General features: G+C 52.7%; 17 protein-coding genes. 8 read left to right on the top strand and 9 right to left on the bottom strand.

The window, feature by feature from the left end; genetic code table 11:
- The first annotated feature begins 31 nt into the window (after positions 1-31).
- Positions 32-535: a PEP-CTERM sorting domain-containing protein gene (locus tag ACOYW0_RS05695; RefSeq protein ID WP_482417589.1), complete on the top strand. Its 504-nt coding sequence runs from the start codon at positions 32-34 to the stop codon at positions 533-535.
- A gap of 380 nt (positions 536-915) precedes the next feature.
- Here the strand turns inward: ACOYW0_RS05695 and ACOYW0_RS05690 are convergent, their stop codons facing one another.
- Both ACOYW0_RS05690 and ACOYW0_RS05685 read right to left on the bottom strand, forming a co-directional pair.
- A complete protein-coding gene (locus ACOYW0_RS05690; protein WP_482417588.1) occupies positions 916-1,698 on the bottom strand; it encodes a hypothetical protein in 783 nt (260 codons plus the stop codon).
- A gap of 295 nt (positions 1,699-1,993) precedes the next feature.
- Positions 1,994-2,476 (bottom strand): pyridoxamine 5'-phosphate oxidase family protein, encoded by a 483-nt coding sequence (locus ACOYW0_RS05685; RefSeq protein ID WP_482417587.1) that lies wholly within the window; start codon positions 2,474-2,476, stop codon positions 1,994-1,996.
- 433 nt (positions 2,477-2,909) lie between these two features.
- Here ACOYW0_RS05685 and tnpC point away from each other — a divergent pair, with 433 nt between their 5' ends.
- On the top strand, positions 2,910-4,334 hold the full coding sequence (tnpC, locus tag ACOYW0_RS05680; protein ID WP_482416778.1) for an IS66 family transposase: 1,425 nt from the start codon (positions 2,910-2,912) through the stop codon (positions 4,332-4,334).
- Positions 4,335-4,522: 188 nt separating this feature from the next.
- Complete coding sequence (locus ACOYW0_RS05675; protein WP_482417586.1) at positions 4,523-5,128, top strand: peptidylprolyl isomerase; 606 nt, start codon at positions 4,523-4,525, stop codon at positions 5,126-5,128.
- Positions 5,129-5,199: 71 nt separating this feature from the next.
- Here the strand turns inward: ACOYW0_RS05675 and ACOYW0_RS05670 are convergent, their stop codons facing one another.
- Together ACOYW0_RS05670 and ACOYW0_RS05665 are read right to left on the bottom strand one after the other, a co-directional pair.
- On the bottom strand, positions 5,200-6,012 hold the full coding sequence (locus ACOYW0_RS05670) for an amino acid ABC transporter permease (RefSeq protein ID WP_482417585.1): 813 nt from the start codon (positions 6,010-6,012) through the stop codon (positions 5,200-5,202).
- 86 nt (positions 6,013-6,098) lie between these two features.
- Positions 6,099-6,896, bottom strand: a complete 798-nt coding sequence (locus tag ACOYW0_RS05665; RefSeq protein WP_482417584.1) for a substrate-binding periplasmic protein — start codon at positions 6,894-6,896, stop codon at positions 6,099-6,101.
- A gap of 475 nt (positions 6,897-7,371) precedes the next feature.
- Here ACOYW0_RS05665 and ACOYW0_RS05660 point away from each other — a divergent pair, with 475 nt between their 5' ends.
- The 5 genes from ACOYW0_RS05660 (at position 7,372) to ACOYW0_RS05640 (ending at position 14,574) form a co-directional block, all read left to right on the top strand.
- Complete coding sequence (locus tag ACOYW0_RS05660; RefSeq protein WP_482417583.1) at positions 7,372-8,214, top strand: MerR family transcriptional regulator; 843 nt, start codon at positions 7,372-7,374, stop codon at positions 8,212-8,214.
- 100 nt (positions 8,215-8,314) lie between these two features.
- Positions 8,315-9,436 (top strand): agmatine deiminase family protein, encoded by a 1,122-nt coding sequence (locus ACOYW0_RS05655; RefSeq protein WP_482417582.1) that lies wholly within the window; start codon positions 8,315-8,317, stop codon positions 9,434-9,436.
- A 574-nt stretch (positions 9,437-10,010) separates the two neighbouring features.
- The gene (locus ACOYW0_RS05650; RefSeq protein WP_482417581.1) at positions 10,011-12,374 is read left to right on the top strand and encodes an arylsulfatase; all 2,364 of its coding nucleotides are present in this window, start codon (positions 10,011-10,013) and stop codon (positions 12,372-12,374) included.
- Positions 12,375-12,631: 257 nt separating this feature from the next.
- Positions 12,632-14,263, top strand: a complete 1,632-nt coding sequence (locus ACOYW0_RS05645; protein ID WP_482417580.1) for a phospholipase D-like domain-containing protein — start codon at positions 12,632-12,634, stop codon at positions 14,261-14,263.
- Between the two features lie 35 nt (positions 14,264-14,298).
- Complete coding sequence (locus ACOYW0_RS05640; RefSeq protein ID WP_482417579.1) at positions 14,299-14,574, top strand: DUF4389 domain-containing protein; 276 nt, start codon at positions 14,299-14,301, stop codon at positions 14,572-14,574.
- A 780-nt stretch (positions 14,575-15,354) separates the two neighbouring features.
- Here the strand turns inward: ACOYW0_RS05640 and ACOYW0_RS05635 are convergent.
- The 5 genes from ACOYW0_RS05635 to ACOYW0_RS05615 all read right to left on the bottom strand — a co-directional run bounded on the left by ACOYW0_RS05635 (position 15,355) and on the right by ACOYW0_RS05615 (position 20,503).
- Positions 15,355-15,645: a hypothetical protein gene (locus ACOYW0_RS05635; protein ID WP_482417578.1), complete on the bottom strand. Its 291-nt coding sequence runs from the start codon at positions 15,643-15,645 to the stop codon at positions 15,355-15,357.
- A 77-nt stretch (positions 15,646-15,722) separates the two neighbouring features.
- Entirely contained in the window at positions 15,723-16,025 is a 303-nt protein-coding gene (locus ACOYW0_RS05630) for a cyclic-phosphate processing receiver domain-containing protein (RefSeq protein ID WP_482417577.1), read from the bottom strand.
- A 777-nt stretch (positions 16,026-16,802) separates the two neighbouring features.
- Complete coding sequence (locus ACOYW0_RS05625) at positions 16,803-17,966, bottom strand: twin-arginine translocation signal domain-containing protein (protein WP_482417576.1); 1,164 nt, start codon at positions 17,964-17,966, stop codon at positions 16,803-16,805.
- 392 nt (positions 17,967-18,358) lie between these two features.
- Entirely contained in the window at positions 18,359-18,553 is a 195-nt protein-coding gene (locus tag ACOYW0_RS05620) for a hypothetical protein (RefSeq protein WP_482417575.1), read from the bottom strand.
- A gap of 243 nt (positions 18,554-18,796) precedes the next feature.
- Complete coding sequence (locus ACOYW0_RS05615; protein WP_482417574.1) at positions 18,797-20,503, bottom strand: sulfatase-like hydrolase/transferase; 1,707 nt, start codon at positions 20,501-20,503, stop codon at positions 18,797-18,799.
- Positions 20,504-20,600 lie beyond the last annotated feature (97 nt).

Below are 20,600 nucleotides of genomic sequence, written 5' to 3'. Positions count from 1 at the left end.
AGGACTGCAGAAAATGAGAAAGATTTTATGTATGTTATGCTTTTTGGTGTTTGCTTTGGCCGGTCCTCTGGGGGCGACAACCATCGACCCCACCGATGGCTGGACCGGGTACTTTTCATGGTTCGATGGGTTGGGCCAGATCGACAGCATCAATAATGATTCGACTCAGAACGAGTGGGAAATCACCGTTGGGGAAGATTCCGTCATGGAGATTGCCACGGCCTGGGACGATTTTGCGGTGGGTGACGAGTTTGCCTTTTACGTGGACGGTGCCGAAATGGCCTGGGATGAAACCTATGTGGACGGAAGCGGATATTTTCATGGTCTGTACAACGACCTGTTCCTCACGGCCGGTACCCATACCCTGACCTTCTTCGTGACGGCACTGGCTGACGGTTTTACCTCAGGCGGCGCCTATGCAGAATTCTCTCCTGTGGATGCTGCAGCGCCCGTTCCCGAGCCCGCAACGTTTTTTCTGCTTGGGGCAGGGTTGCTTGGGTTTGCAGGCTTGAGGCGCAAGAAGATGGCCAGCTAATCTTATTCCCATGAGTACGAAGGGCAGGCAGCACGATCGCTGCCTGTCTGTTTGGTCTTCAGCAGAGTGCAAAAAAGGGCGCTGACGCAGTCTCATGCGTCAACGCCCTTTTTTTAGAGCGGATATTTCACGAGTCGAGTGCGCCCATATTCTATACATCAGAGCTGCAGATGCCGTGGTTTTATAAAGGCTCTGATAACGCAGAAGACGGGGGCACTCGGCTCGCCCGAAGGGTGAGAAAACCGTGAATTACATTTTGTACTTTTGAAATGTCTAATTTCTTCATAATAACCCACCGGCAATAATTTTCTATTATTGCCGATGGGTCGTTTTCTCATGAAATATCCGGGTTAGGTCAGGTTTTCGGGGCCTGGTCAGCCTCATCGTGATGACGGGCGTGTCAGCAGGATCATGTGCAGGAGTTTTCTTTTCTGGGGCGTGGTGAGGACATCCTTGGACTTGAGCTTGTATTTTACCTTGTTGTCGATGAGCTTGGTTCCCAGGTCGGTGATGGCCAGGAGGAGCTTGTCCACCTTGTCGCTGTCGACTTCCTCGTTGATCAGCTCGTTTTCAAGGTCGATGACCTTGAACTTGATATCTCGCTTGATTTTCAGTTCATTGATCATCATCTGGGTTCTGTTGCTGATGATCTCTTTGACCTGTTTGTCGCTGAGCCCCAAGAGGTCGATGAGGTCGTCTAAGTGAACATAGGTTGGAAGGGCCCTTTCCGCATATTCATCCTCGAATTCCAGGCTGTGGACGAGGCGGAAGCGCTGTTCCTGGGTCAGGACGTTTTTGATTTTGAGGATGTACTCCACCTTGGTCCGGATCATTTTTCCGTAGAGTTTGCTGATGTCCGTGACCAGCCGGTTGACATTCCTGGCTGTTTTTCTCTCCTCACGGCTCGTTGTGACCTGATCCTCCTGACGAAGTATGGTGGTGAGCTCGGAGAATTTGGACTCGATCTCCGTCATGATCTCGTTTTCTTTGCCAATGTACTCTTCAATGGTATCCCCTATGAGATCCATCTGCTCGGCGGTGAGGTCGAAGGTTTCCAGGGGAAGCAGCTTGCTTTCGGCTGCGAGGGTCGAGCAGGTGCTTGACAGCAGAAAACCAACCAGGACCAGGAGGGCCCATACACAACGTTTTTTGAGTGACATCATGGCGCTTTCCTTTGTTGAAGGTTAGGGAATCCGCAACAATAACTTTGGGGAACAACAGAACCTGTGCATGCCTGGGGCAGGCTGACATGGCATGGAAGAGGCTGGGCAGGGCGATTCCTGCCGGGATATCTGCCCTGCTTGGATGCGTCTCAGGATGGGATGGGCGGAAAAGGTGGGGGCGCCGCCCTTCTCCCGCGTGGCAGAAGGGTGGGGGCGGGCGGCGGCTGTGAATGTAATCGACTCAAAGTATACGGAATTTGCACGCGCTTAGCAACTGTGCAGCGCCAATGCCTGCTTATTCCCGACCACCGGGGGCCGGGGCGGCTTTGCCGGTGAGATGGGCGATGTCCACGGCCACCACCGTTGTTTTATCCCAGGCGTTGCTGATGTAGGTCTCTCCGGCGGGGATGTGGTCGGGGCAGAGCCTGCGGACAAGGGCCAGGAGTCCCTCTTTTTTTTCGTCGCCCTCAAGGATGCGGGCTGTGCCGAAGGCCACGACGCTCTGGAACCGGGTGGTAAATTTTTCCGGCACGACCTCGGCCTGTGTCACCACGCAGAAGGAGACCTGTGGACAGTGGGTGATGTTGTCCAGTTTGTGTCCTGACGGGGCGCAATGAAAAATGATCCGGCCGTCGTGGAGCACATAGTTGAGGGGAACTCCGTAGGGGGTACCGTCCTCGCTTACCGTGGAGAGGACGCCGTGTTCCCCGGCCCTGAGGATTTCAATGGAGTCTTCATGACTGAGGCCTTTTTTTGCGCGTTTTAACTCTCTGAACATCTCTATTGTCCTTCGCTTTTATAATTCCTGGGTTGAACGGCTGTCTGTCGTTGCTGTTTTAGTCGTGCCATGGATAGCATACACCGGCTTTTGCCCGGCCAAAAGAGGGGGGATGAAAAAAGGTCTGGAAACAGGAGGCGGGCAATGAAAACAAAAAAGGTAACTATTCAGCTCACACATAAAATGTATTGAACTGCATTTTTTTCTTGACAGGATTTTTGATCAAATTTTTCATTTTGACCTGCGGATCTCTTACTCCGTTATTCCGGTGCTCAGGCCTGGCTATGAGGACCATAATTCATCTTATATGAAGGGCTATACGACCCGGCACCCTCAAATTTTTAAAGCCTGAAATTCGAAAGCTCAGGAGCCAAAATTCCGTTTTCAAAACCTGTGGTATACTATCCTCGTCAAAAAAAGATGAGGAGACAGGGTGAAGATCGAAAGCATTGATATTCAAGCGGCGACAGACAACGCAAGGAAACTGATTCAGCAGGACGAGGACCTCTCGCCCGCAGTTGCAGCTGTGATCGAATTGCTGCTTACAATCATCACCCTTTTGGCGAACCGTCTAAATCTCAATAGCAAAAACAGCAGCAAACCGCCTTCTACCGATCCCAACAGGAAGAAGGAGAAAAAGCAAAACACCGAAGGAAAAAAGCCCGGGGGCCAAAATGGCCACGAGGGAAAAACTCTTGAGCCCGTAGACAAGGCAGATCTCGTATTGCCGTTGAAACTCAATATGACCGAACTGCCACCGGGTGACTATCGCCACGTAGGTTACGAGACCCGGCAGGTCATTGATTTGAAGGTTGCTCAATACGTTACTGAGTATCGATCCGAGATTCTTGAGGATGCCTTCGGTAATCGATATGTTGCTCCTTTCCCGAAAGGAGTAGATCGACGCGTCCAATATGGCACGGGTCTCAAGGCTCACGCGATCTATCTTTCCCAGCATCAGCTGGTCCCCTACGAAAGAATCTGCGAGCACTTTCGGGATCAGGCCGGTATCCCAATCAGCGCAGGGTCGATTTTCAACTTCAACAAAGAAGCGTTTAACGCGCTTGAGGCGTTTGAAGAAATCGTCAAAGCCAGATTGTCCGGCTCGTCCGTCTGCCACGCAGATGAAACCGGCATCAACATGAACGGTAGTCGATTTTGGCTGCACTGTCTGTCGAACGATCTTTTCACTTACTTTTACCCGCACGAAAAGCGTGGCAGAGAGGCTATCGATGAAATGGGAATTATCCCAAGCTTCAAAGGCGTGTTGTGCCACGATCACTGGAAACCCTACTTCAATTACGACTGCCTGCACGCATTGTGCAACGCTCATCACTTAAGAGAGCTGGAGCGGGCTTGGGAGCAGGACAGTCAGCAGTGGGCCAAAGACATGAAGTTCTTGCTCCTTGAGATCAACAAGGTTGTGAACGAACACAGCGGCAAGCTTCCATCGGATATTGCCGGGGGCTTTCGAAAGCGCTACCTGAGCATCCTGGAAAAAGGAAATCTCGAATGCCCGCCCCCGGATGAAACGAAAAGGAAGAAGGGACAACGCGGGCGGATGAAACGATCAAAAGCGAGAAACCTTCTCGAACGGATGGAAGACTTCGAGAACGAAACCCTTCGTTTCATGGACGACCCGCTGGTTCCTTTCACTAATAATCAGGGTGAAAACGACATCCGGATGACGAAAGTCCATCAGAAAATTTCTGGGTGCTTCCGATCTATGGAAGGGGCCAAGATCTTCTGCCGAATACGCAGCTACCTTTCTACATGCAAGAAAAACAACGTGCATGCAAGCGACGCATTGCGCCTGTTGCTTCAGGGTGAATTACCCTCCTTTTTTGAAGCTGATTAACCCCTGTCGGCGAACCTACAGCTGAATAGTTACCAAAAAAGTTTGATAAACAGGCCTTAAGAAAATATGGTTAGCCCGGATAGTTCACCCACACCCAAGGCATCAGAGCTGCCGATGTAGTGGTTTATCTCAACGCTCTGATAACGCAGCAGAAGACCGATTCATTCTTTTTAAATCCAGGAGATTCCATGAAAACCACGACATCCCTTTTGCTCAGTCTGATTGTTCTTTTTGCTTCAAGCTCACTGGTCTTTGGCGCTGAAACAGCAACGGGAACCAACCCGACCGGCGAAATCAGGGCCGCCATGGAGACCAGCAAGGGCGTGATCAACCTGACCCTTTACGCAGACAAAGCCCCCGTCACCGTGGCCAACTTCGTGAACCTTGCCAACCGCGGCTTCTACGACGGCCTGATCTTCCATCGCGTCATCGACAACTTCATGATCCAGGGTGGATGCCCCCAGGGCACAGGACGAGGAAACCCCGGCTACCGGTTCCAGGACGAATTCCATCCCGATCTCCGCCACAGCGGCCCCGGCACCCTCTCCATGGCAAATGCGGGCCCCAACACCAACGGCAGCCAGTTTTTCATCACCCACGTGGCAACCCCCTGGCTGGACAAAAGGCATTCCGTGTTCGGCCATGTGGTGAGCGACAAAGACCAGGAGGTGGTGAACAAGATCAAGCGCGGGGACCGTATTATCAAGGTTTCCATTTCAGGCGACACACGCGCCCTTCTTGAGCAGCAAAAAGAGCACATTGCCGCGTGGAATAAAATCCTCGATTCAAAATAACCCCGGTGGGGGGCCGTGCATGAACGAACAAGGGTTGTGCCGTTTTTTTAAATGGCGCAACCCTTTTTTTGTTACCGTGAGGCGTCGAGCCTTTTTTCAAGGACGCGGACGCCCAAGGTCAGCGAGAGGGTGAGGGCGAGGTAGAGGAGGGCCACCACGTTGTAGGTTTCAAAGAATTGAAACGTGGAGGCGGAGTAGACCTTCCCCAGCTGGGTGATGTCCTGGACCCCTAAGGCGGAGACAAGGGCGGAGTCCTTGATCATGGCCACAAAGTCGTTGGCCAGGGGAGGGAGCACCGTTCGGATGGCCTGGGGGAGGATGACGTGCTGCATGGCCTGGCGGCGGCTCATGCCCGAGGCAATGGCCGCTTCCATCTGACCGGAGGGGATGGCCTCGATGCCCGCCCGGAAGATTTCCGCGATAAAGGCGCTGTAGCCCAGGGTGAGGGCAAGGATGGCTCGCACAACAAAGCTGATGTCCCGGACGCTGATTTTTTCAAAGAGGCCCGCCTCAATAAGGGGCGAGGCGACCCAGTTGAGGCCTTTGACCAGGGACGGGGCCCCCACAAAGGCGATGTAGTAGAGAATGATCAGCATGGGGATGCCGCGGACGATCTCTATGTAAAAGGTTGCCACTTCACGGATCACCCGGTTGGAGGAGATGCGCATGAGCCCGAAGAGGAGTCCCAGGGCGGTGGCTGCCGCATAGGCAATGAGGGAGACATAGAGGGTGGTGTAAAGGCCCCGGGTGAGGGCGGAGAAGATGATGCCGTAGGATTCGCTCCGCACCATGTGCCAGGTGGCGATGCAGCCGAAAAACAGGGCGGCCAGCAGCCACGAGGGGATGGACGAGAACAGGGGGAAACGCCGATGTGCAGCTTTCATGGGGGCTCCAAAAAACAGGGAAGAGTGGTCTGTACGTCAGACGGCCCATCATCCCATGGGGTGACGGGCCGCTGCATCAAGGCGAGCTACTTGTTGTACTCGTAGAACCACTTGGTGTTGAGCTTGTCCAGGAAGCCGTCTTTTGTCATGGACTCAATGGCCTGGTTGAAGGGCTCGACGAGATCGGAGCCCGGGGTGAAGATGAACCCGAACTCTTCGGTGCCCAGGGGGCCGCCCACGATCTTCAGCTTGCCGGGCATGGCGCCCATGTAGCCTCGGCTGGAGGCCGCATCCATGAGGACCATGTCCACGTCTCCGGCCACCATGGCCTGAACCGCGGCGCCGAAGTTTTCAAACAGCTTGATGCGGGGGTTGGCCTCGTTGCCGTCCAGAACGCTGTAAACACCCACGTAGAAGTTGGTTGTCCCGGCCTGGGAGCCGATGAGGAGTTTCTTGTCTGCGGCAAACGCCTTTTCGTCTGCAAAGCGGTCTTCATCGGCGCGTACCAGCATGAACTGCTGGGTGACCATGTAAGGCACGGAGAAGTCCACCTGTTTTTTGCGCTTTTCGTTGATGGTGATGCCGTCCATGCCCACATCGAACTGGCCCTCGCGGATGGCGGAGATCATGGTATCCCAGGTGCAGACATCCCACTGGATCTCGCAGTTGAGGCGGCGCCCGATCTCATTGACCGCATCGTATTCCCATCCCACGGCTTTACCGGTTGCCGGGTCCACAAAGTTCAGGGGCGTGTAGTCGTTGCCGGTGACGGCTGCGACCTTTCTGCCTTTGAGGTCGGGGAGGGCATCGCTGGCCGCGGCAGCCGTCGCAACGGTCAACAGGGTTGCCAGGACGGCGATACAGGCTTTTCCAGTCCACTTCATCTTGTCTCTCCTTCTTTCCGGGTGCAACGCGAGGTTCCCTCGCATGGGTCAGGCATCTTTTTTCATAACAAAAAAAGAAAAATCGGAACCATTCATATAACCTGGCCGGTACGCAAGTCAACCATTGCCTCCGGCAGCTGGCTTTTTGAAAAAAGCGCTCCAAAAACGTTCCGGTTGCATGGCCGTTGGAAGCCTGAAGACGTCGGCTCGTCGAATGCTCTCGTGAAGATTTAAATTATTTATAAAACACGTTTGATAAGATTTTCAGGTGTTTGGCATCTATATAAAACCGCCGGAGGCAATCGTGATTTGCCCCATTGCATTTGTCCTTGACCTTGACATGATGTGAACCTTTAGGGTGCTATGAAAGGCAGAGGGGCCTGTTATCATAGGACGATTTGTCAGGCATGCCTGGGTGGGCCCATGGAATGGGGGCTCAAAATGATATGGAAACGCTTCAAGGGAGCTACCCTGTATGTACAAAATAAGCCATTTTTCAAAACAGACCAAATTATCCCCCCGAATGCTAAGGCATTACGACAGCATTGGCTTGTTGCAGCCGCAGCATGTGGATGAGGAGTCAGGGTACCGGTATTACGCAGAGGCCCAGTTTCAAGATGCCATGGAGATCATTCGGCTGAAGCGCTTCGGATTTTCCTTAGAGCAGATAAAGGGGCTCCTTGAAAACCATGACCCGGAGCATTTCCGAAGCATGCTGCGTATGCAGATCCGGACGTCGGATCAGCTCCTCAGGGAAGGGAACTCGATCATCGATGAGATGGAGCAGCTTCTCAGCCAGGGGGATGATGTGCTGGGCAGGATGGTCCAGGCTGAGGCATACGGGATGTATACCGGGGTGGAGCCGGAGCGGTATGTCCTCCGCAAGCGAGCTGTCATGGCCGAAGACGAGATGGACGAAACCGTTGAAAACCTGCACGAGGACGCCGAAAACAGGGGGCTGTTCCCGTACAACCTGTCAGGGGCTGTGTACCATGGCGAAGACCATGACCGGAATGCCGTGGACGTGGAGGTGTTCGTCCCGCTCAGGAACAAAACGGGGAAGCCGCAACCCTCGGGCCGCAACCCGTGGCCGGAGCACCAGTTGGCTGTCATCCCCTCCCACACCGTGGTCACAACCCTTCACACAGGGCGGTATGACGACATCGGGTTTGCCTGGCATGCCATCGAAACATGGATCGATCAGTCGGGCTACAAACAATCCTGCAGCCCCTATGAGGTCTTTCTTCGCTCAACGGAATCGGCCGTTTCGGAGCACGAGTATGTAACCAGGGTCTGTTACCCCGTTGAAAAGCCATGACGGATTGCAAAGGGGCAGTAAGCCAAAACGCTTTTTCTCAAGGCCGCCTGAAGCAAAGCCGACCTGACATGGTCACGGAAACACACAAGGGAAAAACATCATGTTATCACGACGTAACTTTATCAAATGGACGATGATCGCCGGAGGAAGCCTGCTCCTCCCGACATTTCAAATCAAGACCTCCAACGCCATGGATGTCAAGGGCTGGTATATGCCCGAAGAGGGGGAGCCCCACACGCGGACCTGGTTGGCCTTTATCGCCAGCCGGGACATCTGGTCAAGAAAGCAGATCCCCGAGGTGCAGCGCAACCTGGCAACCATCGCCAAGACCATCGCCACATATGAACCGGTCTCCATGCTTGTGAGGAAGCAGGACATGGGCAGAGCAAAAGAGCTTATTGGCGGCCCCAATGATCACAACTACCCCATCGAGCTGATCGAATTCGATATGAATGATCTGTGGATACGCGATACAGGGCCCATCTTTGTGGTGAACGGGAAGGGGCAAAAATCGGCCGTTAATTTCAACTTTAACGGCTGGGGAGAAGATCAGGACTATGAACGTGACGCAAAGGTCGCTGACTTTGTGGCCAAAAAGGCGGGGGTGAGCATTGTCCGGTCCAGCGTGGTGATGGAGGGCGGCTGTTTCGAAGTGGACGGACAAGGCACCGCCATCATGACAGAGAGCTGTATTCTCAACGACAACCGGAACCCGGGCAAAAGCAAAAAAGAAGTTGAAGATGAGTTAAAAAAGCTGCTCGGGCTGAGAAAAATCATCTGGCTCAAAGGCATTAAAGGCAGAGATATCACGGACGGTCACACCGATTTTTATGCCCGTTTTGCAAGGCCCGGTGTGTTGGTGGTGAGCCGCGATTCAGACAAAGCCTCCTATGACTATCGGGTCACACGGGAAAACATCGACATCCTCAAAGCCTCCACCGATGCCGACGGCAACCCATTTGAAATGATTATTCTTGATACACCGTGGGATATCAATACGACGTACGGAACAAAAAGTTTTGCGGCCGGTTACGTGGGGTACTACGCGTGCAATGGTGCCATTGTCATGCAGAAGTTCGGGGACAAAAAAGCCGACCGCGTGGCCAGGGAAAAAATAGCAAAGGCGTTCCCCCATCACCGCATTGAACAGATCTCCATTGACGGCATCGCCAGCGGGGGCGGAAGCATCCATTGCGCCACCCAGCAGGAGCCAAAGGCCTGAAAGGGGTGCTGAGCATCATAAAGGCAGGTGGTGGAAAGGCCATGTCAGCACGCCCTTTATGCACTGTGCATGAAAGGGGAACCAAAAAAGGGGAGGGGCGGAATCATCCTTTGCAGAACCAAAGGAGAAACGTCCCTCCGCTTTTATTTATGGTGGCCGGCGTTCTGACTGAACCAGGATCTGTTTGATTTTTCGCCAAAATCTGTCATTATATTCGGTGTTTCATCATTGGTGAGACCCTCAACTCTGTCCCCTTCGGCCCCTCCCCCATAAGCTCTCTTCGAAAAAACGGGCCACGTCCCTCGCACATTCAATACCCAGCCATACCAAGTCTCTTTATCTCTCAGCATCGCCTTGCAGGATTTTTCCTGTTTCGAGGCGCTTAATTTTCCGTAATCGCGACCCCGCAGAGGTGTCCGGGCGCGCCATGCCAATCGACAGGCATGGCTCTTTTTGGCTGATTGCAAGCTCAATGGAGGATTCAGGTGAGGGAATCCTTGCTTCGGATCTGTGTGTGTGGGAACCGGCATTCCCGCCACGACGTTGACACGCTACAAACACAGGAGGACAGTTCATGAGATATTCGGTTATCACCATATTCTGTATGACTTTGACACTGTTTGCCGGTTTGACCACCCAGGCTTCAGCGCGGGAGGCCCTTGATCGCACGGTCCTGCCGATCCAGGAGCCGAAAAGGTCAACCTACAGCGAACTCGATGTGCGTAACGTGGAAACACCCCCCTTATTTGAGGTCAAGGCCCCCGAAAAAGCCCCCAACATCGTCATTGTGCTCATCGACGACATAGGCTTCGGTGGCCCCAGCACCTTCGGCGGCCCCATTCAGACACCGACTCTGGATATGCTCGCCGCAGAGGGCATCACCTACAACAACTTCCACACCACGGCCCTCTGCTCGCCCACGAGGAATGCCCTTAAAACCGGGCGCAACCATCACACCGCCAACACCGGCTCCATCATGGAATCCTCAACGGGGTTTCCCGGGAACACCGGCCAGGTGCCCAACAGCGTTGCGCCGCTTGCCGAGATGCTTCGCCTTAACGGGTACAGTACGGGGGCCTTTGGTAAGTGGCATGAAACCGCTGCCTGGGAGACAAGCGTCTCCGGCCCCTTTGACCGCTGGCCCACCCATCAGGGGTTTGACAAGTTTTATGGTTTTATCGGGGGGGAGACGGATCAGTGGTATCCGCTGATCTACGATGGGGTCATCAAGGTGACGCCGCCGAAGACGGAGAACTACCACTTCACGGTTGATATGACCAACCAGGCCATCCAGTGGGTAAAGGCCCAGCAGTCCATGACCCCGGACAAGCCCTTCCTCATCTACTTTGCCACCGGCGCGGTTCACGCACCGCACCATGTTCCCAAGGAGTGGATCAAAAAGTACAAGGGCAAGTTCGACGAGGGTTGGGACAAAATTCGCGAAAAAACCATGGCCCGCCAGAAAAAGATGGGGATAATTCCTTCCAACACCAAATTACCCCCCAAACCCAAGGACATCAAAGACTGGGATGACCTCACCGACGAAGAGAAGCGCCTGTTCACCCGTCAGGCAGAGGTGTTTGCCGGATTCCTGGAGCAGACCGACCACGAAGTGGGTCGCCTCATTGCTGCCATCGAAGAGATCGACGAGATGGACAACACGTTGATCTTCTACATTGCCGGTGACAACGGCACGAGCGCCGAGGGCGGTTTTGTGGGCATGTACAACGAAATGACCTACTTCAACAACGTCACGGAGAAGGTTGAAGACCTGCTCCCCCTCATCGACGAGTGGGGCGGTCCGCAGACCTTCCCGCACATGGCAGCCGGGTGGGCCGTTGTCTTTGATTCCCCCTTTATGTGGACGAAGCAGGTGGCCTCGGATTTTGGCGGCACCCGCAACGGCATGACCGTCCATTGGCCGAACGGCATCAAGGAGAAGGGCGGATTACGCCGCCAGTTTTCCCACGTCATCGACATTGCGCCGACCATTCTCGAAGCGGCCGGACTCCCCGAGCCCAAGAGCGTAAACGGCACGCCTCAAACGCCCATGGAAGGCACGAGCATGCTGTACTCGTTCAACGATGCAGGCGCCAAAGAGCGGCATACCACTCAGTACTTCGAGATGTTCGGCAACAGGGCGATCTACCATGAAGGCTGGTTCGCGCGGACGATTCACCGTGCGCCCTGGCAGACCGTGGATATGCCTCCCCTGGAGTCGGACACCTGGGAGCTGTTCAACGTTCAAAGGGACTTCAGCCTTGCGAAGAACCTGGCGGACAAATACCCGAAGAAGGTTGCCGAGCTGGAGGCACTGTTCATGAAGGAGGCTGAAAAATACCACGCCCTGCCCATTGATGACCGGGTGATTGAACGGATGAACCCTGCCATTGCGGGCCGACCGGATATCCTGGGCGACCGGATGACACTGACGCTCTACCCCGGAATGGACGGTATGCTGGAGAACACCTTTATGAATGTGAAGAACCGCTCCAAGACAATCACGGCCAAGGTCGCCATCCCCAAGGGCGGAGCAAATGGCGTGATCCTTGCCCAGGGCGGACGCTTCGGGGGCTGGTCCCTTTACATGAAAGACGGCAAGCCAATCTACACCTACAACTTTTTGGGGCTTGAGCGATATACCGTGGAATCCAAAAAGGCAATCCCCGAGGGAGAAGCCACGATTTTACTCGATTTCGTCTACGACGGCGGTGGGCTCGGCAAGGGCGGTAAGGCGACTCTCTCCGTCAACGGAAAGGCCGTGGCCAATGGCCGCATCGAAAAGACCCAGCCCTTGATTTTCTCCGCCGATGAAACGGCTGACGTTGGCCTGGACAACCAGACACCGGTGGCCGAAGACATCGGCATCGGGCGCGAAGAGACCCGTTTTACAGGAGAAATCCATAAGATCACCCTTGCGGTGAAAGATGTGAAGTAGCTCTTGGCATGATGCAGTAAAAGCGAAAGGGGCCGGGATAGAGGTTGCATTGCCGGGCTCGGCCCCGAAGCGCTGAATGACAAATCAAGACACCATGAAAAAGGGTGGGGCAATGGCCAATGCTCCACCCTTTTTCTCGTATTTTCTTATGTTGACATGGTTAGAATAATAAATTATCCCTGTTTGATTGAAACGATAGCATTTAAAGACAGGCAATTCCTTGAATTCAAGTACTCTCAACGGGGGTTCGACGTACCATGTCCAGTTCTTTTCCCAGGTGTTTTCGGTTATCACTTCTCGCGATTTTGCTTCTTTCTCATTTTCTTGTGTCCGCCGCGTGTGCGGAGACACCGCACCTTGATGCCGTTGAAGCACAGCTTCGGCAGCTTGCCCCCGGTTCGGAAGGCACGGTTTGGAAGCGCACAGACGGCAACCTCATTGCCGGGCACGGCGTTAACGGCAGCCATTGGCTGCTGCAGTCTCCTGATTGCTGGGGGCAGGGGGATTGCTCCGGCGCCACCGGTGCCCAGAGGCTTGCCAATGCCATCCGCAGCGATATCGCGGCAGCCTTTGAATGGGTGGATATCACCACCCTGGTCACCTACCCGGACGGCATGTTCCAGGAAGCCATCGTAAGCGGCCTCAAAGAGGCCCTTACCCACAACCCGGACATCACCATTCGCGTCCTGGGGGGCACACCCCCTGTCATGGGAAGTGTGGATACGGGCTTAACAGAAACCGCCTCCAACTACATGGAGCGCTTAAAAGCGGATCTGGGGTCGTCTGCGGACAACGCCAGCATCATCGTGGCCGGTGTGGAGACCAGCTGGCTCTACTCCTGGAATCACGCCAAAATGGTCGCCGTGGACGGCAAAACGGTCATTACAGGTGGCCACAATCTCTGGGAAGGTGCCTATGCAGGCGGGCCGAACCCGGTGAGCGATGTCAGCATGCGTTTAACGGGTCCTGCCGCCGAATCGGCCCACACCTTTGCCGACCTGCTGTGGGATTTTGCCGAGACCTGGAGCCAGGACTGGTGGTCACGCCTTTTCTACGTGGAGGTTGTCAAAGGAGAGGGATTCAACTCCATAAGCCGTTTTCCTACTCCCCACGAGGTCTCCGCCTCACAGGCCGAAGGGGACACCCCTGTCCTGGCCTTGGGCGGCCTGGGGTTCGGCATGGACGTTCCCGGCGGCACGGCAGGTGGCCTTGAACCCGCCAATGACAGCGAGGCGACCTGCTCCAGGCTCCACACCGATTACGTAAACAATGACGCGGAATACAGCGTCGCAAACCCCGAGGAAGCAGGCCTGCGGGCTCTGATCGCAAGCGCCACGGAAAGCATCTTCATCTCCCAGCAGGATTTGCTTGCCGTGTGTGCACCCCCGGTGTCCAACTCCTGTTACGATGCCAGATTGTTTGATATACTTGCCGACAAGCTGATCCGGGAGATCCCCGTAAAAATTATTGTCAGCTCCCCCGGAGCCAAGCAGAGCCTGGCCGCTCCCTACTCAAACATGGATCAGATGACCGACATCACCGACATCCTGATTCGAAAAGTCCGGGCCCGGGCAGATGTGGACCAAACCACCGCCGAAGAGATCATCTGCCACAGTCTGCAGCTTGCCCCCATACGCATCGCAGACAACGTCGACACCTGGGCAAATGGAAGGGGCATCGCAAACCACGCCAAAGTCATCTGTGTGGACGACGCCGCCTTCTACATCGGTTCAAAAAACCTGTACCCCGCCACATTGCAGGACTTTGGCTTCATCGTCGAGGACAGCAAAGCCGCCGCCGACTTTAAGAAAGAGTATCTGGATGTGATTTGGAGTGCGTCAAAACATGCCGCCATTGTAGATTTTGAAGAGGGTGTCTGTAACTTCTAACAATAAGCACGGAATACCAATCAAAGGAGAACTCCATGGAAACAAAATCAGACAGTGACAGCAGCCGCGTAGCCCAGGGCATTCGGGCTCTTTTCATGCTGGCGTTCTGGATCGCATCACGGGTCGTCCTGGCCATCGTTGTGGTCCTTGCCCTGTTCCAGTTGATCTGCACCTTGGTAACCCGCAGCCCCAATGACAAAATCATGCGGTTCGGGAAAAACCTTGGGGTTTACCTGTCTCAGATTGTCGATTTCCTGACCTACAACACGGACCAGAAGCCGTTGCCGTTTCAGGATTGGCCTCGGTATTGACCTGTCGATGTGGGAGGGGGCGAGACCTTTTGATGGGCGATAGAACGGTTACGCGTGACCGGTGGGGTGGAAATGTAGGGTGTGCTTGCGCACCGTCGAAGCACGGAAACAATCATGGAAACCGAAGCGTTTGCACGTCCCTTGCAGCCAGTAGCCATGGCAAAGGGTGTTGATTTACCGGGCAAACACTCTGCGGGGTGACGCGTGGCCGACGGTGTAGGGGAGGTTGGGTAGGGTGCGCCGTGCGCACCGCCAAACGTCCCGAAAACAGGAAGTATTAACCCGCGAAAAACGTCTTGAGGCAATGGGTGGGAGGCAGGTGGCTTGCGTTGGAGTGAAAGATACGCAAGCTAACCCTGCATTTTATAAGGGGCAATACCATCAGCTTCAGTTCCCCCTCTTTCTGGTCGACACACATCGCCGATGAAAGCGGCAAGATATAGAATCTCCGATGCCTCGAATTTGAGCAATCGGTTAGGTGCCCGGCCGATGGGCACGGCACCATCTTTGCCCATCCTACAGGGGTAAAAACATATCCATCGGAAGAGGTTTGAGCTGAGTAGACTCAAGCTGAGATGTCAGGAATTTAACAAATGATCACCGGAACCACGAAGCCCACGTAGGATGGGCAAAGCGAAGCGTGCCCATCTTTTATTGGGAGCACCACCGGCTCCCTTTTTATGAGTGTCTGTCTTTAAACTCCTAAATAGGGCTTTCGATTATCGCAATCTCTACTATGTCTGGTATTGGTATGGATGATAGGAGGAAAAAACGTGACTACTATTCTCTTTCAAGTGGTAAGTTAGAAAGCCAATCCTCGATTAATTGAAGCGTTTCGTTCATATCAGGGTAGCAGTCTTCGTCCATAGCAAACTGCGAAACTGAAAGCATATACTCTATTTCATCAATTTGTTTAATCAATTCAAATGGCATCATTTTAAGAGCACGACCGTTTAATTCGATTAAGAGCTTGAGTGTGTTGATATCAATGGTACCAGCTTTGAATTTCTCAAGAGAGTCTGAAATACGTTTTATTAGTGATTTGTTAGACATTGTGGCTCTGGTTCTCATGCATAACGATTCACTTTCCCCGTTCAAAAGGTGAATAAAGTAACGAGGGCAGTCTTTTGCAACCCGTTTTCAAAGGGTTATTGTTTTGATTCTTTTGACCGCTTTAAAATGCTCCTAATTCCCGATTCCATTTTCTCTCTTGCTGAAGGGTTCGCAGAGTGAACTTTTATAACTGGTGCTTGAAAGTCAGTTGTATAGACGGCCTCTTCAATCCACAGTATAACATCATAGCCAGTACCATGGTCATCATCCCCTAGATCATGATCAAGGCTAATCTCTTCAACCTTGCCAGTTTTTAAGAGTTCAATGGCCTCTTCTGGCCAATAAACTCTTTTCCAGTCACGGGGTGTTTCCCTTTCATCATCCAAGTATACTTTCATAAGTCTCTATTTGGTTCGAAAATAATGATTAAATACTCGCGTTACAAAGCGGCGTAATTAGGATTAGATTACCCAGTGTCGGCCAACTGTCGAATTTTTCATGGGCAATGGGATGCTTAGGAGCCGTGTGCAACGCATAATGCTTCGTAAAATAGCAAATATTAATTCTGTCGGCAACATACTGAAACATACTGAAGGGCTGATACTTCACACCCGAGTAATTGGGTAGGCTTGTTCTCGATGGCCACGGCACCACCTATGCCTATCCTACAGGGCTAAAAACATATCCACCGGAAAAGGTTTGAACTGAGTAGACTCAAACTGAGATGTCAGGAATTTAACAAATGATCACCGGAACCATGAAGCCCAAGTAGGATGGGCAAAGCGAAGCGTGCCCATCTTTTATTGGGAGCACCACCGGCTTCCTTTTTTCCGTGTCTGTCTCTAAACTCCAAAGTAGGACTTTCGAGTATCGCATATAGGGCCTCCCGATACCTCGAACCTGAGCATGAGAAAAATCCCGATTTTTGCATCTTACATCAGGTATACCTTGAAGGTACGTATTAAGGTTCAATGATGTCAGAAGACGACCGACCAAAAGTAAAACACTATAGATTGCAAGTGTTTGAATTTACAGCTTGATCTGGATCTACTGTGACTTCAACTGCGCACCTCCTGAGTGAAAAGTGTTGCCACGAAATTAATTAGAAAATGATTACATTATCAATGCTTTTTAGGCTGTCTTGCAAAGAATGTAATACGGATTCAGGGTATTGTTTATTTCGTCTTTTCGGCAAAATCAAGGCTCGCGGGGTGGAAGACTTCTTCAATGGTAACCTTGCGGCTGCATAACCCCTGTTCATGAGAATACTGAAACAATGCTTCCAGCGCTTTGCGGTTCGGTTCGATACCGTATGGCCAAAAATTCTCACCCATCAACGCCCGTGTTTCCTCAATCTCCTGGGCTGCCCATGGCAGTGAAATCGTAGCCCAGCCCATTTTTTTCAACTGGTCGTACATGATCTGTTTAGCCTGTGAATAAGCTTTGAACACCGCTTCTGGCAGCCAGGGGTGTTGCTTGATCAATGTATTGCGGATAGCCATTGCATGCATAATGGGAAAAATTCCCGTTTCCTTGAAGTATGCACGCTCGGCCTTGCGAAAATTGGGAAAAAGCCGGGCAACCTTGGGGTGACCCTCTATGTAGGCTCTGGGCTCGGCGGCATGAAATAGCGCGTCCACATCACCGGATTCGAGAAGATCCGATTCATCTTTTCCCTCAGGCCCCTGGCTGACGGAGAGGCCTTTGGGCAGCATGTTTTCCTGTTGGGACACTTTGCCAGCGGCTTCTGAAGATGAGTCTTTGGCCGATACGTACCATTGGATTTCTTCAGCGCGGAGGCCATATTCATGTTGCATAATGCCGCGTAGCCAGGTTAAGGATGTCGATGAAAAGCCGGGTGTTGCAACTTTTTTACCGCGTAAGTCTTCAGGCTTTACAATACCTCGATCGGTACGAATGAATATGCTTTTGTGCCGGAACAGTCGAAGCGGGAAAATGGGCAGCAGTGAATAATCCCGGAATCCTTCATTGGTATAGGCCAGCATAAATGGGTGCAGGCCGATTTCGGTCACGTCCAGTGTTTGCGGCCCGCTGAACACATGGGTATTCAGGTCACCGATACCTTGCTCTTCGATCTGAAAGTCACAGCCGTCGACGTTGACTCGTCCGTCAAAGAGCGCTTTGGTGCGGTCTAAATTGTATCCGGCCATAGTGATCGGCAGGCCGTTTGATGTTGCACCATTTTTGGCCCTGGCTAAACGATACGCTCCGATTGTGCTGGCGACACTTACCGCACCGGCGGTAAGCGTCGTTGCCTTTATGAAATTGCGACGGGACAGGGTTATCGAATTTCGGGGATCTATAGTTTTTTCGTCCATAATGAACCTCGTTTATTGTGGGGGCTTTTCGCGGAACAAAAATTTCACTGCTAACATCATGCTCCAATCCGCCCTGCCGACTTTTTTCCACGTTGCCGAAGGCCTGCAACTTAAAATCGACCTGCAGTTTGTCAAAATGCATCCTCTGCCCGATGCCGCCACTAAAGGGAACGGTCCATTGGTTACCGCTGGATTTATTCCAGTCAGGGGTAATGACCGGGGTCGAGGTCAGATACTATCCATCGTCCAAATTGTAGTTAACGAAGTATTGTAAGGTGAGCTTGTTGACATCCGTATCGTTGCTGGGCTGGCAAAAGATCAGATATTTTGGATTAGGTCTCCAGCACCCATTTCCTTGGCATGGCCAATGCCACTGCTGCCGGACATGCCGACTATTTGCCCCATCCCAGTCCGTTGGTGTTCGTCGGCAGTTCGAACACCGGTCCGACACCGCAGATGACCTTCCCCGGTTCAGCGGGAGTAATGAAGCCTTGATATTGGATGTTGCCAAAACCGGATTCCCGTGTGAGTTTTGGCGGGATATCGATTTCATCAAAGATCATTGCCATCTTCTGCCATGCCGTCATGATGCCAGTATTCAAAAGGCAGGCAGGTGATATCGCCTACTGGGTTTGAGATTTTTTAGCTAATTCTTACTCATCGGAAAGCAACGGCATTACAGAAATACAAATAATGAGAATCGAAACGAGGATTTTGAGAAAAAGCACTCGTCGATCCCCACTATAGAGTTAGAAGAACCGTCCGATTCCGTTCTAAGGATAAGAAATCGGACGGTTTTTAAATACTTTACTTAAGCTTCTGCTATGTATTTACAGGTCACTCCAAGTGAACGGTAGATCCTGCATCCAAACATCCTTAAGGTCGAATGGCAATTTTTTTGGATCAACCGGCCCCTCGTATATTTCCCGGGTCTCAGGACGCTCGTTCTTGATACCGGTCATCGCTGGCCCCCAAGTCGGGTTGGGACGATTCGGATATTTCTTTACCCACAGCTCGTGACGCTGGCGCTGATGGTTGAACATGCTCTTGATGTGGAACATTTCGATCATCTCTCCGGTGCGTTCACGTGGATCGGTGTAGAGGTCGTAGAACTCGTTTTTAGAGAGGCCGGGCGTTGCGTTCTTCCAGTCACGTTTGAAGCGACCTTTTACAGCGCCAGCCAATTTGGGCCCCTGGTATATCATGACGTAGTCGCGACGGCTGTAGCCGTCGCCATTGAGGAAGAGTGAAGTCTGATCCACCCCGTCGATGACACGATCAGTGGGGATGTTCTTCATCGCACCCCCCAAGTGGGCGAAGGTGGTGTAAAGGTCGCTGACGTGCAGGATATCGCCGACGATTTGACCGGGCTTGATCACCCCCGGCCACGTGGCGATACAGGGCACCCGCACTCCGCCTTCGGTGAAATCGCCCTTACCGCCGGTATAAAGGGTCTCCACCATGCCACGTGGGCCGTAGTGGATGAAAGGCCCGTTATCGGCCATGACCATGATCAGGGTGTTTTCGGCAATGCCCTTGTCTTCAAGATGTTTCTGCAGCTTGCCCACAAAGACGTCGAGACGTTCAAGCGCCTCAGCAAGGGGGTTTTTGTTCGCGGTACCCTTTACCGGATTACGCGGGTCAGGGAGAAAAGACAGCAGGATCGGTTGGTGAGCGATGAAGAAAGGCTTCTTAGCTTCTACGGCCTTGTCGATGAAGGTCAGGGTTCGCTTTTCAGATTCGGTGATGCCATCCCAATAATTGGTGACTTTGGGCGGTGGACCCCACTCGTAGGTTTTGCCGCCCTTGGTGCCCTCAAGAAACCACACCGCTCCGAGGGGCTGCCAAGTTTTGTCGATGTCGTATTTATCTTTGTCATACATCTCGGGGTACATGCCGGTAATTACGTTCATCGACTCGGCTTCTTTTGTCCACATGCTAGGTACTTGGTTATAAGGCGTGAAAAAGGCCTCGTCATAGCCCTGATTGTGGGCGTAACTAAATTCGGTGTCCCCCAAGTGCCATTTGCCAAAAAAACCGGTCATGTAGCCTGCTTCGCCCAGAACCTCGGCGATGGTTACTTCTTCGGCATCCATGCCGTTTCTTTCCACCGGAAATGATACGGTGTGCATTCCACTGCGCACGGCATAGCGACCGGTCTGAAAGGCGGCCCGAGTGGGGGTGCAGGCCGGTTCGGTGTACATGCGCATGAAGTTAATTCCATCCTCGGCCATCTTGTTCATAACGGGTGTTTCAAACCCACGGACTTTTTGAATTTCGGGTATGCCGACTTCGCCAAGGGCCGTATCATCCCACATGATATGAATTATGTTCGGCGGAGTCCCATGCTTTTTGCGGAGTTCGGTCAACTTTTTGGCAATGGCCTTATCCTCCTTAGCCCATTTTTTTCCATGTTGGGCTTCGAGGATATAGTGTTCTGCATCATGAATGATTTTTCCTGATTTACTGGCAAGGGGTGTCCCGACAAAGATAAACACAAATGCAGGGATAAGTATTAACGTAAAAAGAAACCTCATGATAGTCCTCCTTTTTGTTTTGATTAACTGCAATAATCTTTTTTACCGCTGTTCATTCTCTGTCTCTTGCCTGATCTACGATTAGGGAATCTTGATT

This window comes from Desulfoluna sp. HI9BLuna, assembly GCF_056829775.1.
This window is presented reverse-complemented; position numbering and strand designations above follow the sequence as displayed.